Source organism: Flavobacterium circumlabens, assembly GCF_004345565.1.
GTDB classification, from domain to species: Bacteria; Bacteroidota; Bacteroidia; order Flavobacteriales; family Flavobacteriaceae; genus Flavobacterium; species Flavobacterium circumlabens.
On sequence record NZ_SLWA01000001.1, the window covers coordinates 278,714 to 292,469 of the forward strand.

The following is a 13,756-nucleotide window of genomic DNA, read 5'->3' on the forward strand; positions in this document are numbered from 1 at the left end:
TTTTGAGTTGTTTGTGTAAAAAATCTGAATCAAAAAACGTAAATCAAATATTCTTTTTTGTTTCACGTTTCAGGTTTCAGGTTGATTTGAATAACCTGAAACCTGAAACTAAATAAACGTGAAACTATTTTAATCTGCTATATTAGGATTTAACCATTTCATCGCGTAATCTGTGGGAACATTGCGTCGTTTGGCGTAATCGACCACCTGATCTTCTTTTATTTTTCCGAGTCCGAAGTACTTGCTTTTTGGATTTCCGAAATAATATCCCGAAACTGATGAAGCGGGCCACATCGCCATACTTTCGGTTAAGGTTACTCCAATTTCTTTGTCTACATTTAAGAGTTTCCAGATTGTTGGTTTCTCTAAGTGATCCGGACAGGCGGGATATCCTGGCGCCGGACGGATTCCTTTGTAATTTTCTTCAATCAGATCTTCTGTCGAAAGCGATTCTTCAGCATCATAACCCCAGAAATCCTGACGTACTTTTTCATGTAAATATTCGGCGAAAGCCTCCGCAAAACGATCGGCTAATGCTTTTACCATAATCGAATTGTAATCATCAAGGTCTTTTTCAAATTCGGCTGCCCATTCGTCTACACCAAAACCGGTTGTCACACAAAAAGCGCCTATGTAATCTGTAATTCCTGAATCTTTTGGTAAAATAAAATCGGACAAAGCGATGTTTGGCGCCCCTTTTGTTTTTTGTGACTGCTGACGAAGTGTTAAAAATTTCTCCAGTACTTTTCCGTTTTCATCACGCAATTCGATATCGTCATCATCAATCTGGTTTGCCGGGAAAATACCGTAAATTCCTTTTGCGGATAATTTTTTCTCTGCCAGAATCACTTTCAGCATTGCCTGAGCATCAGCAAAAAGGGATGTTGCTTCTTTACCGACAACCTCATCCGTTAAAATGGCCGGATATTTACCAAACAATTCCCAGGTTCTGAAAAATGGCGTCCAGTCGATATACGGAACCAAAACGTCCAGTTCTACTTCAACAATTTGTTTTCCAATTACTTTTGGTTTGGTTGGCGTGTATTCATCCCAGTCCAATTGTAATTTATTTTTACGCGCTTGTTCAATCGTCAGGAAGTTTTTATCTCTCGAACGGTTTAAAAACGTTTCTCTAAACGCATCGTAATCTGCCCGAATATCGCTTGCATATATTTTACGGTTATGATCTAACAGATTTCCTGCCACAGTAACAGCTCTGGAAGCATCGTTGACGTGAATTACCGTTTCGCTGTATTGCGGTGCAATTTTCACGGCGGTGTGCGCGCGCGAAGTGGTTGCTCCACCAATCATAATCGGGATTTTAATTCCTTGTTTGTCCAGTTCTTTGGCCAGATAGACCATTTCGTCAAGCGAAGGTGTAATCAATCCGCTTAAACCGATTATGTCTACGTTGTGTTCAATCGCCGCAGCAATAATTTTTTCGGGAGGTACCATTACACCCAGATCTACAATCTCGTAATTGTTACAGGCCAAAACTACCGAAACAATATTTTTTCCAATATCATGAACGTCACCTTTTACGGTTGCCATCAGGATTTTTCCGTTTCCTTGTTTATCGCCTGCTTGTTTGCTGGCTTCAATATACGGTAACAAATACGCTACGGCTTTTTTCATTACACGTGCGGATTTCACTACCTGAGGCAGGAACATTTTTCCGCTTCCGAATAAATCTCCTACAACATTCATTCCCGTCATCAAATTGATTTCGATCACTTCAATTGGTTTTGTTGCGGCTAAACGTGCTTCTTCTACATCAATTTCTATAAAAGCATCAACTCCTTTTACCAGGGAATGCGTGATACGCTCCTGAACGGTTCCTAAACGCCATTCCTGAATCGCTTTTTCATCTGATTTTACTTCGCCTTTTACGTTTTCAGCAAAATCCAGAAGTCGTTCCGTCGCATCGTCGCGTCTGTTCAGGATCACATCTTCAACGTGCTCTAATAAGTCTTTTGGAATATCATCATAAATCGAAAGCATTTCCGGATTTACAATTCCCATTGTCATTCCGTTCTGAATCGCGTGGTATAAAAATACGGAATGCATTGCTTCACGAACGGTATCATTTCCTCTGAAAGAAAACGAAACGTTACTTACGCCACCACTAATGTGTGCATGTGGCAAGTTATCACGAACCCATTTTGTCCCTCTGAAAAAGTCCAGCGCATTCAGGCGATGTTCTTCCATTCCGGTGGCAACGGGGAAAATATTCAAATCGAAAATAATATCCTGTGGAGGGAAACCAACTTTATCAACCAGAATATCATACGATCGCTGACAGATTTCAACCCTACGATCAAAATTATCGGCCTGACCTACTTCGTCGAAAGCCATGATAATAGCCGCCGCTCCATAACGTTTGATTAATTTGGCGTGGTGAATAAAGGCTTCTTCGCCTTCTTTCAAAGAGATCGAGTTGACAACACTTTTTCCCTGTACTACTTTTAGACCTGCTTCGATGATTTCCCATTTCGAGCTGTCGATCATAATCGGCACTCTCGAAATGTCGGGTTCTGATGCAATTAAATTCAGGAATTTTGTCATTGCCTGAACACCATCAAGCATTCCCTCATCCATATTAATATCGATAATCTGCGCTCCTCCTTCTACCTGCTGTCTTGCAATATCAAGTGCCTCGTCATATTTCTCTTCCTTGATTAGGCGAAGGAATTTTCTTGAACCTGTTACATTCGTACGCTCGCCAATGTTTACAAAAACACTTTCGGGTGTAATAATTAAGGGTTCTAATCCTGCTAATACAAGGTCTCTTCTTTTTTCTGCCATTTTTTTTAAAGTTACTAAGGTCCTAAGTTGCTTAGGTTCTGAGTTTTTTATTTTTATTCCTGCAAGGTTTTCAAAACGTTGTAGGTCTTTTTCGTGTGCATGTCCGGTAAAAATCCGTTTAATCTGTGGTAAAAATTTAACAGTTTGTTTTATTAACTTATGATAAAATGTTTGCCACGAATTCCTCTAATTTCAGCTATTTCTTTCTTGCCACAGATTAAAGGATTATTGCAGATTTTTTTTATGCGTTTCCGATAAAATCCGTTTAATTCGTGAAATCTGTGGCAAAAACTTAACGGTTTATTTTATACCAATATTGGCGCTACTCTCGGTTTATAATCTTTCGCAACCTCAGCGATCAATCGAATATGATCCGGAGTTGTTCCGCAACAACCCCCAATGATATTGATTAAATTATCGTCTAAATATTCTTTGATGAAAGCCTGAGTTTGTTCCGGTGTTTCATCGTATTGTCCGAATGCGTTGGGTAAACCTGCGTTTGGATGTGCCGAAACATTAAACTGTGTATGTTGCGATAATGTTTTTAAATAGGGCTTCAATAAATCGGCTCCAAGAGCGCAATTGAATCCCACACTTAATAACGGAATATGCGATACTGAAATCAAAAAAGCTTCTACCGTTTGCCCGGAAAGCGTTCTTCCGGAAGCATCGGTAATGGTTCCCGAAACCATGATTGGGATATCCATATTACGTTCGTCTTTTACTTCTTCGATCGCGAAAAGTGCTGCTTTGGCATTTAAAGTGTCAAAGATGGTTTCTACTAAAAGTAAATCGCAGCCACCATCCATTAAGGCTTCTACTTGTTGTTTGTAGGCAATTCGCAGATCATCGAACGTTACGGCCCTGTAACCCGGGTCGTTTACATCGGGCGACATACTTGCCGTTCTGTTCGTTGGTCCGATTGAACCGGCTACGAAACGGGGTTTGTCCGGGTTTTTAGCGGTGAATTCGTCGGCTACTTCACGGGCAAGCTTAGCTGATTCATAGTTTAATTCATAAACCAGGCCTTCCAGGAAGTAATCGGCCATACCAATCGTCGTTCCTGAAAAAGTATTGGTTTCTACAATGTCTGCGCCGGCTTCGTAATAAGCGGCGTGAACATCGCGAATTGCCTGTGGTTGTGTTATGGATAGTAAATCGTTATTTCCTTTTAACGGATGCGGGAAATCTTTGAAACGCTCGCCACGAAAATCTTCTTCGGAGAAGTTATAGCGCTGCAACATGGTTCCCATTGCCCCGTCAAGGATTAGGATATTTTTTTTAATTGCTTCCTGAATTTTTATTGACATATTTTTTATCTTTTAGCTGCTAAGACGCTAAGGTGCTTAGAGGCTAAGTTTTTTTTTAAATTATAATTCCGAAATTAAACCTGAAGGGTTTTTAAAAACCGTCAGGTTTAAAAGAGTAAACAATTGACGGCAAAAATGCGCCAATGCTTCGCTCATGATACTGAATTCAGTAAAATAATATTGTATGGTTGTCAGGAAGAGTTTTGAGAAATACGTTTATGTATTTGTGTTATCTATCTTTAATACTAAGAATAGTATAAAGTAGAATGTAGCACCTTCTTTATGATAAAGGGTTGCTAAGGTTTCATTGGGTCTTTCCCTCCGCCTTTCGTGATAACTTTCAATAATTTTAAGAACAGTGCAAAGGTATGAAATAGCATTGCTACTTGCAAGTTTTTTTTTCAGACTCTCAGGGGCTGGGGTACTAAGTGTCTAAGGTTAAAATTTGGGGTATGTTTTTTTAAATATAGCGCACGGTTTCAACCGTGGAAGACGGATCGTGATTATGCAACGTGACAAGGCATTTTGATATGCATTACGCTCCAGTGGTTGAAACCACTGGCCATGTTTATGCTCTTTCCCAAAAGCATCAATGTTTAAAAAAACGAAAAGCCCAAACCATAAGTTTGAGCTTTCTATATAAAAATCTTAGATCCTTAGTATCTTAGCGTCTTAAACAATCGCCTTAACAACCGCTTTTGGCGCTTCTTTACGAGTTCCGTCGAAACCGTCGACACCTGAAACTGTGGTATATTTCAATACATATTTTTTTCCGGGATTGATGATTTGGTAGGCCGCCTGACACATTAAAGTGGCTTCGTGGAATCCGCAAAGAATCAATTTTAATTTTCCGGGATACGTATTCACGTCTCCAATAGCGAAGATTCCAGGAATGTTAGTCTGGTAATCTAATGCGTTGTTTACTTTAATGGCATTTTTCTCGATATCTAATCCCCAGTCTGCGATTGGACCTAATTTAGGCGTTAATCCGAAAAGCGGAATAAAGAAATCCGTTTCGATTTTACGGTGTGCTCCGTTTTCTTCGATATCTAAAGACTCAACATGCTCAGCACCATTGATTCCGATTACTTCTGCAGGAGTGATCAATTTAATTTTTCCGGCTGTTTTTAGTTCCTGTACTTTTTCTACAGAATCTAAAGCTCCTCTGAATTCATTTCTTCTATGAATTAAGGTTACCTCTGAAGCTACGTTAGAAAGGAAAATACTCCAGTCTAAAGCTGAATCTCCTCCTCCGGCAATTACTACTCTTTTGTCCCTGAATTTCTCCGGATTTTTGATGAAGTATTTTACTCCTTTATCTTCATAAAATTCGATATCTTCAATAAGTGGCTTACGGGGCTCAAAACTTCCCAAACCTCCGGCGATAGCAATAACCGGTGCATGAAATTTAGTTCCTTTATTTGAGGTTACAATAAAACTTCCGTCTTCTTGTTTTTCGATCGTTTCAGCACGCTCTCCTAAAGTATAACCTGGCTCAAACTGTTTAATTTGTTCCTGAAGGTTATCAATTAAATCTCCTGCTAAAACTTCCGGGAATCCGGGAATATCATAAATCGGTTTTTTCGGGTACAATTCTGAAAGTTGTCCGCCTGCTTGTGGTAAAGCATCCAAAATATGACATTTTAATTTTAATAATCCTGCCTCAAAAACGGCAAATAAACCTGTTGGTCCTGCTCCAATTATAAGTATATCTGTTTTAATCATTATGCTTGTTGTTTATAATCATTCTTAATAATACAAAGAAACGAATAATTTATTCTTCTGACAATGATTTAAGTCATTGATTTCTTTGTGCAATTTTTTACTCTTTATTTTTTAATGAAGCCGTGATTTCGTTCATTCTTTTCACCTTTTCTTCAAAATCACCTTTCAGTGTTTTTCTGTATTCATTGAGGTTTTCAACCATTTGATTGATATCTTCCGGAATCACTTCTTCGAAAAACTCCCGCAATCTTTTGGCGGTTGTAGGTGATTTTCCGTTGGTTGAAATTGCGATTTTTACATTTCCTTTGGTGACGATTCCGCCTAAATAATAATCACATAAATCCGGCGTGTCGGCAATATTACAAATCAAATAACGCTTTCGCGATAGGTCGTATACTCTTTTATTGACTTTTAAATCATCGGTACAAGCGATTACCATGTGACGCTTTTTGAGCATTCTTTTCTTAAACTTAGCTTCCGTTAACCTAATTGACGGGTGCTTTTCGGCTAAAACTTTAATTTCTAAATGAAAGTCAGGCGCTACAACCTCAACATTGGCATTTGGACTCGACTTCAACAAAAAAGAAAGTTTTTCTAATCCAACGTTTCCTCCGCCCACAATCAACACGTTCAGATGGTGAAGTTTTAGGAATATGGGATATAATTCGTTTTGTTCCATTTTAATTTATTTTCATCCAATCAAAATTAGATGATTTTTATTTTACCGAACGATTTCCTGTGATAGAAATTCTTCGTAAAACCCTTTTAATTTATTGCTTTCCCGTACCACTTCTCCCAAAACAATAATCGCCGGGGAACTTAATTGCTGTTTTTTTACTATATCCAAAATCGAATCTACTCTTCCAATACCAACTTTTTCTTCCGTTGTGGTTCCGTTTTGAATAATCGCTACGGGTAAATTTCCTTTGCCTTCCTTTTGAAACAAATCGACAATTTGAGGCAATTTGTGCATTCCCATCAAAATGACCACTGTCGCAGAGGATTGTGCTGCCAAAGCTACATCTGAGGATAATTTCCTGTCGGAAGTGGTGCCTGTAATGGCCCAGAAACTTTCTGAAACACCTCTTTTTGTAATCGAAATTCCCTGACTCGCCGGAACGGCAACTACAGAAGAAATTCCGGGAACGACAACTGTCGGGATTCCAAAACTTTCAACAAATTCTATTTCTTCGCTTCCACGTCCGAAAATAAACGGATCTCCGCCTTTTAAACGCACTACATTTCCGTACGTTAAAGCATTATCAACAATCAGCTGATTGATTTGATCCTGCGTGTACGCGTGGTTTCCTATTTTTTTTCCTACAAAAATTTTGATGGCATTTTTGGGAGCGTGTGCTAATATTTCGTTATTGGCCAGGGCATCGTACAAAACCACATTTGCCTCAGCCAGCGCTTTTACCGCTTTGAGCGTAAGCAAATCCGGATCGCCGGGACCTGCGCCAACTAAAGTTACTTTTGGTTTAATGTTAAGCATTTGCTAATTCCTGGGCTCTGTATTTTTCTATGGTATCAAAAAATGAAATTCCCTGTTGAATGTATTGTTTTGCAAATACTTCTGAAGGTTCATTTTGATTGATTTGATATACTAATTCTCTAAATGATGCAGGCGACAAATCTTTAGAAGTAACCGCTCCATTACTTTTATCTGATACCTCTACAAATGTTGTTGGCAATTTTATTTTTGAACTTGTAATAAAAACAGTATCAAACAAATCAACAATTCCGGCGTGATGGTTTGTTTTTTCATTTTCTGAAAGTAATAATGCTTTTGCACCATTTACAAATCCGGCGTAAGCATGATAAATAGCATCTGACCATTTTCCTTCGTCGAATGATTCATGAGCGAAAGTCAGTTTATCTTTGGCTTCTAACAATAAAGTAGCAACCAAATCTATGACAACTCCGGCACATTCTCCTACGCCAACTGCTTTTACATAGTTATCAGCATTTCCCCAATCAATAAAATCAGCTTCGGTTAAATTGGTTATATCTGCAAAAGGTTTTAAAATTTCATAGAAATATTTCTCCCCTTTAAGATCGTAATAATTCAGGAATTTTTCTCCGTTTGCATTCGCATCAAAATCATTTAAAATGGTACGCAATGCATCCGGTCCTCTTCGGCTTGGAATTTTAATCACTTTGTCGGCAAAACGTCCTGCTCCGTTTCCTAATTTCCCTCCGCCTAATAAAACCTGTAATGCCGGCGCTACCAGCTTTCCTGAGTTGATAGACATTCCCTGAAAACCAATTGCCGACATATTGTGTTGTCCGCAGGCATTCATACAACCACTGATCTTGATTTCAATTTCACGGTTGTTTTTGTACTGAGGATATTCTGCATTGATTACTCTTTCTAATTCTTCAGCTATACCGGTACTACTTGCAATCCCCAAATTACAAGTATCAGTACCCGGACAAGCTGTAATATCCGCTGTCGAATTATACCCTAAATGAACAAAGTCCAATTTGGCTAATTCCTGATAAAAGAAAGGAAGATTCTCTTCTTTTACGTGACGGATTACAATATTTTGACGCAATGAAAAACGCAATTCGTTTGCCGCGTAATTTTTAATTAAATCGGCTAATAATCTCGCTTTATCGGTATAGAAATCCCCTAATAAAACTTTAATTCCGATCGCGTAATAACCTGCTTGTTTCTGTGCGATTACATTCGATTCTTTCCATGCTTCATAAGCTGCTGTATCTTCGATTGTAACTTGCGGCACTTCTAATAATGGTTCCGGAATCGGGCCATCAAAAGCAGTTGTATCAATTTCGTACGTTTCAAAAGCAATTGCTTTTTTCTCTTTTTCAACCAAATCAAGGAAAACATCTCTTCCCATTTCTTTGATCAGGAACTTCATACGAGCTTTCATTCTTTTGGCACGCTCGCCATATCGGTCGAAAATACGGATGATTCCTTCTGCTGTTGGAATAATCTGGTTTACGGGAACAAACTCTGAAAGTAATTCCGCATGGGCCGGCTGTGAACCTAAACCTCCCCCGAACATGATTTTAAAACCTTTTTCACCATTTACAATTTTAGGAATAAATCCTAAATCGTGTAAATAACTCAAAGCGGTATCTTCTTCTGATGATGAGAACGAAATTTTAAACTTACGTCCCATTTCCTGACAAATTGGATTTCTCAATAGGTATTGAAAAAGTCCGTGTGCATAAGGCGAAACGTCAAACGGTTCGTTTACGTCTACACCTGCCAGTTCGCTTCCTGTAATATTTCTAACGGTGTTTCCGCATGCTTCACGTAACGTAATATCGTCTTTAGCCAGATTTGCCCAAAGTTCCGGAGTTCTGTCTAAACTTACGTAGTGAATCTGAATGTCCTGACGGGTTGTAATGTGCAAACGTCCTGTTGAATATTCATCAGAAACTTTGGTAATACGCACCAATTGTTCGCTCGTCACTTTACCGTATGGCAATTTAATACGAATCATTTGTACACCTTCCTGACGCTGACCGTAAATGCCTCGCGCTAAACGAAGACTACGAAAACGCTCATCATCAATTTTTCCTCCACGGAATAAGTGAATCTTTTTTTCAAGATCGATAATCTCTTTCTGAACTATCGGATTTTCTATTTCTGTTCTAAAACTTTCCATTTCTTTTTAATGCTTTAGGCTTTAAGCAATAAGCTGTAGGCTTTCTTGCGTACCGTGTTATACATTTTTTGCTAAAAGCTTACCGCCTAAAGCTTATTGCTTACAGCAGTGAAACTATCTAATAAATCCCACTCCTGCTGTGGTGTTTGTTGCGGTGTCAATTAAGATAAACGCTCCGTTTGATTTATTGTCGTTGTAGGCATCAAAATATAAAGGCTTGCTTAATTTGATCGTTACTTCTCCAATTTCGTTGATCGCTAATTGTGTTGCTTCTTTGGTTCCGGAATAGTCCGTTGAGATCGTATTCTTGATACTTTCCACTTTCGCCAAAACGGAGTTGGTATTGTGCTGTACAATATATTTGGTACCGGCAACCAGTTTTTTACTGTCCATCCAACAGACGGTTGTGCTGATTTCTTTGTCAATTTTTGGAAGCTCTGATGACTTTACAATCATATCGCCTCTTGTCACATTGATATCATTTTCTAATTCGATGGTGATGGAAGAACCTGCAACGGCTTCATCAAATGTTTTATCGAAAAAGTGAATTTTAGATACTTTCGATTCTGTTAAAGAAGGTAAAACTGTAACCGCATCTCCTACTTTTATTGAATTACCGTACAGTTTTCCGGCATATCCTCTAAAATCATGATATTCCTGTGTTTTAGGACGAATTACAGTCTGAACCGGGAAACGGGCTTTTCCGGCTTCAAAAACATCCGAAGAATGCAATCCTTCTAAATGTTCCAGAACCGTCTGACCGTCGTACCAGGTCATGTTTTCTGATTTATCGACTACATTTCCACCGTTAATCGCACTTAACGGAATGTAACTTACGTTTTGTTCTTTGAAAGTACTTTTAGCGTTTAATGCCTGGAAATCGGCTTTGATTTTATTGAAAACTTCTTCCGAATAATCCACTAAATCCATTTTGTTGATCGCTACAATCACCTCTTTTACTCTCAATAAATTATTGATAAAAAAGTGACGGTAAGTTTGCTCAATTACCCCTTTTCTGGCATCGATCAAAATAATAGAAACCTGAGAAGTTGAAGCTCCCGTAACCATGTTTCTGGTATATTCCACATGACCCGGAGTATCGGCAATGATGTAACTTTTCTTTGCAGTCGAAAAATAAATATGCGCTACATCAATCGTGATTCCCTGTTCCCTTTCGGCTACCAAACCATCTGTTGCCAATGAGAAATCAAGATAATCGTATCCTTTTTGTTTGCTGCTTTTTTCGATTGCTTCAATCTTATCCGTAGTCAATGATTTTGTATCGTACAATAATCTTCCGATCAAAGTACTTTTTCCGTCATCTACACTTCCTGCTGTTGCTATTTTTAAAACTTCCATTCTTGTATTTTGTTTCAGGTTTAAAAAATATGTTTCAAGTTTAATGTTTCAAGTTTTTGAAATACTCTAACAAATTTTAAAGCTGTATGTTTTTGATTTTAATTTTTAATTCTAAATTTTTAATTGAATTAAAAGTATCCTTGTTGTTTTCTCTTTTCCATTGCGGCTTCAGAACGCTTATCATCAATTCTGGCACCTCTTTCAGAAATGGTTGAAGTTCTGATTTCCCCTACTACTTCCTGAATGGTTGCGGCATAAGAATCTACTGCGGCAGTACAAGTCATATCTCCAACGGTTCTGAAGCGAACAATTCGTTCTTCGATTTGTTCGTCTTCTTCCTGGTACACAAAAGGAGAATGTGACCAGATTAAACCGTCTCTCAAAAAAACCTTTCTTTTATGTGAAAAATAGATGGATGGAATTTCGATGTGCTCTTTCTCAATATAGCTCCAGACGTCTAACTCTGTCCAGTTTGAAATTGGAAAAACACGAACGTTCTGACCATTTTCTATTTTTCCATTCAAAATATCAAATAACTCCGGACGTTGATTTTTTTCGTCCCACTGACCGAAATCATCACGAACTGAAAAAATACGCTCTTTTGCTCTTGCTTTTTCTTCATCACGACGCGCACCACCGATACAGGCATCAAACTTAAATTCTTCGATGGCATCTAAAAGTGTGATCGTCTGTAAGCTGTTTCTACTGGAATATTTTCCGGTTTCTTCCACTACTTTTCCTTCATCAATAGCATCCTGAACATTACGAACGATCAGCTCTAGCCCTAATTCTTCTACCAATTTATCTCTGAAAGCAATAGTTTCAGGAAAATTGTGTCCCGTATCAACGTGTAAAAGAGGAAACGGAATCTTTGCAGGAAAAAAAGCTTTTTGCGCCAAACGAACTAATGTTATAGAATCTTTTCCTCCCGAAAAAAGTAAAACCGGTTTGTCAAACTGTGAAATTACTTCTCTGAAAATGTATATGGCTTCACTCTCTAAAGCGTTTGTTTTTAATACTGAACTCATTGTGTTTTTTTGTTTCAGGTTTCAGGTTTCAGGTTTCAGGTTATTTTACCTTGTCTAAAATCTTAAACTCTCGTTATTCTGTTTTTTTGTTTCTTTTTGTTCAACAGGTTAAAAATCCGTTGCTCCAATCTTAATTCTTGATTCTTTACTCTTTGTTCTATTCTCCAGAACCAAGTCTTACCTCTAGCTTCTTGCTTCTACCTAGTCTTTCTTAGCCCCATGCAAACCACATTCCTTATGACTGGATTCCCACCACCATCTTCCGGCTCTGATATCTTCTCCGGGAAAAATTGCTCTTGTACAAGGCGCACATCCAATGCTTACAAAACCTTCTTTGTGCAAAGCATTCTGCGGAACATTAAATTCTTTCAGATGATTTTCTACTTCTTCTAAACTCCATTTTAATAGCGGATTGAATTTTATGATTTCAAAACCTCCGTCATATTCAAACAGATTTAAATCATGTCTGTTTTCGGATTGCTCGGCTCTTAAACCCGTAATCCAGACTGCATTTCCGGATAAAGCTTTTCTTAGCGGAACGACTTTTCGGATAAAGCAGCATTCTTTTCTGTTTTCAACCGAATCATAAAAACTGTTCGGGCCTTTGGTCTGAAGTAAATTTTCTACCGCTGCTGCTTCCGGAAAATAAACCTCAATCTGTTTTTTATACTTTTTTAATGTTCTGTGAAAAACATCATATGTTTCCTGAAATAATCTTCCGGTATCCAAGGTAAAAACCGTGATTGCCAAATCATTTTTAAAGATAAAATCAGTAATTACCTGATCTTCCTGTCCAAATGAAGTTGAAAAAATTACTTTCCCCGGATATTCATCAGCCAAAAAAGCCAATGTTTCTTCCAGTGTAAAGTCTTTTGTTTTTTCTAATAATGATTCTGTAACTGTCGCACTCATATTTTCTTTCCCTTCTAAACTTATTTTATAATAATTTAGATAATGTTTTTAAACTCAATAAAATGATTAGTATTCCAACCGCAATCATCATTGGTTTTCTTTTGATTTTATTTACTAAAAATGCGGCTAATGGTGCCGAAATTACGCCTCCCAAAATCAAACCGATAATCACCTGCCATCCGTGGATTCCGCCAAAGAGCATGAAAGTGATACCACTTGCAAATGAAATCGCAAACTCTGCTGCATTTACCGAACCAATGGTGTATCTCGGATTTCTTCCTCTTCCTAATAATGTTGAAGTCACAATTGGCCCCCAGCCACCACCGCCAACCGAATCCATAAAACCTCCAAAAACAGCTAAAACACTTAATTTTTTAGTTTTCTTTTTTATAATGTTTTTTTTCAGGGCCTTTTTGATAATGATAACAGCCAAAATAATCATGTAAACGGCAATAAAAGGCTTGATAACATCACCATTAATGACATCTGCCAATAAATACGCTCCTGTTATGGAACCTAAAACTCCCGGAATCAACAAATGTTTTACCAGCTTTTTATTGATGTTCCCAAATCGGTGATGTGAAAGTGCTGATGCTCCCGTTGTAAACATTTCAGACACGTGAACCGCAGTGCTGCTCACAACCGGCGGAACTCCGTAAGCCAGTAAAAATGAAGTGGAAGTTGCTCCGTAACCCATTCCTAAAGTACCGTCTACCAATTGGGCAAAAACACCAATTAAGAAAAAAACCAAAAGCTCCTGATTAAATCCTGCTACAAATCCATTCCAGGTAAATTCCGAATAATGATTATAACCCAGTGTTATCAATAAACCAATTAATAATACAACCGGAATGATAATCCATAATCTCTCTTTTAAAGAAACTTCAGACTTTACTTCAACTGCGTTTATTTCCAATCCTTTCTCCATATTTTTTTTGAAATGTCTTTTTTTAATCTATTACCCTATCGGCTTAGT

Annotated in this window: 10 protein-coding genes and 1 riboswitch; all 10 genes read right to left on the reverse strand. The window is 38.0% G+C overall.

The annotated features are described in order from the left end of the window. Window positions 1–129 precede the first annotated feature (129 nt). Entirely contained in the window at window positions 130–2,805 is a 2,676-nt protein-coding gene (gene metH / locus EV142_RS01165; protein WP_132031912.1) for a methionine synthase, read from the reverse strand. Window positions 2,806–3,110: 305 nt separating this feature from the next. Next, window positions 3,111–4,115, reverse strand: a complete 1,005-nt coding sequence (locus EV142_RS01170; RefSeq protein WP_132031914.1) for a homocysteine S-methyltransferase family protein — start codon at window positions 4,113–4,115, stop codon at window positions 3,111–3,113. A 226-nt stretch (window positions 4,116–4,341) separates the two neighbouring features. Next, window positions 4,342–4,455: riboswitch (SAM riboswitch) on the reverse strand. Window positions 4,456–4,787: 332 nt separating this feature from the next. Further along, window positions 4,788–5,840, reverse strand: a complete 1,053-nt coding sequence (locus EV142_RS01175) for an NAD(P)/FAD-dependent oxidoreductase (RefSeq protein ID WP_132031916.1) — start codon at window positions 5,838–5,840, stop codon at window positions 4,788–4,790. A gap of 97 nt (window positions 5,841–5,937) precedes the next feature. Further along, a complete protein-coding gene (locus tag EV142_RS01180; protein WP_132031918.1) occupies window positions 5,938–6,519 on the reverse strand; it encodes a precorrin-2 dehydrogenase/sirohydrochlorin ferrochelatase family protein in 582 nt (193 codons plus the stop codon). Between the two features lie 42 nt (window positions 6,520–6,561). After that, window positions 6,562–7,335: a uroporphyrinogen-III C-methyltransferase gene (cobA, locus tag EV142_RS01185; RefSeq protein WP_132031920.1), complete on the reverse strand. Its 774-nt coding sequence runs from the start codon at window positions 7,333–7,335 to the stop codon at window positions 6,562–6,564. After that, the gene (locus tag EV142_RS01190; RefSeq protein WP_132031922.1) at window positions 7,328–9,481 is read right to left on the reverse strand and encodes a nitrite/sulfite reductase; all 2,154 of its coding nucleotides are present in this window, start codon (window positions 9,479–9,481) and stop codon (window positions 7,328–7,330) included. Before EV142_RS01190 ends, cobA begins: the two co-directional genes overlap by 8 nt. A gap of 114 nt (window positions 9,482–9,595) precedes the next feature. Continuing rightward, entirely contained in the window at window positions 9,596–10,840 is a 1,245-nt protein-coding gene (locus EV142_RS01195) for a sulfate adenylyltransferase subunit 1 (RefSeq protein WP_132031924.1), read from the reverse strand. 128 nt (window positions 10,841–10,968) lie between these two features. Then, window positions 10,969–11,868: a sulfate adenylyltransferase subunit CysD gene (gene cysD, locus EV142_RS01200; protein ID WP_127337837.1), complete on the reverse strand. Its 900-nt coding sequence runs from the start codon at window positions 11,866–11,868 to the stop codon at window positions 10,969–10,971. Between the two features lie 201 nt (window positions 11,869–12,069). Further along, window positions 12,070–12,780: a phosphoadenylyl-sulfate reductase gene (locus tag EV142_RS01205; protein WP_132031926.1), complete on the reverse strand. Its 711-nt coding sequence runs from the start codon at window positions 12,778–12,780 to the stop codon at window positions 12,070–12,072. Window positions 12,781–12,805: 25 nt separating this feature from the next. Then, window positions 12,806–13,708, reverse strand: coding sequence for a sulfite exporter TauE/SafE family protein (locus EV142_RS01210; protein WP_132031928.1), 903 nt, complete (start codon window positions 13,706–13,708; stop codon window positions 12,806–12,808). Window positions 13,709–13,756: the final 48 nt, after the last annotated feature.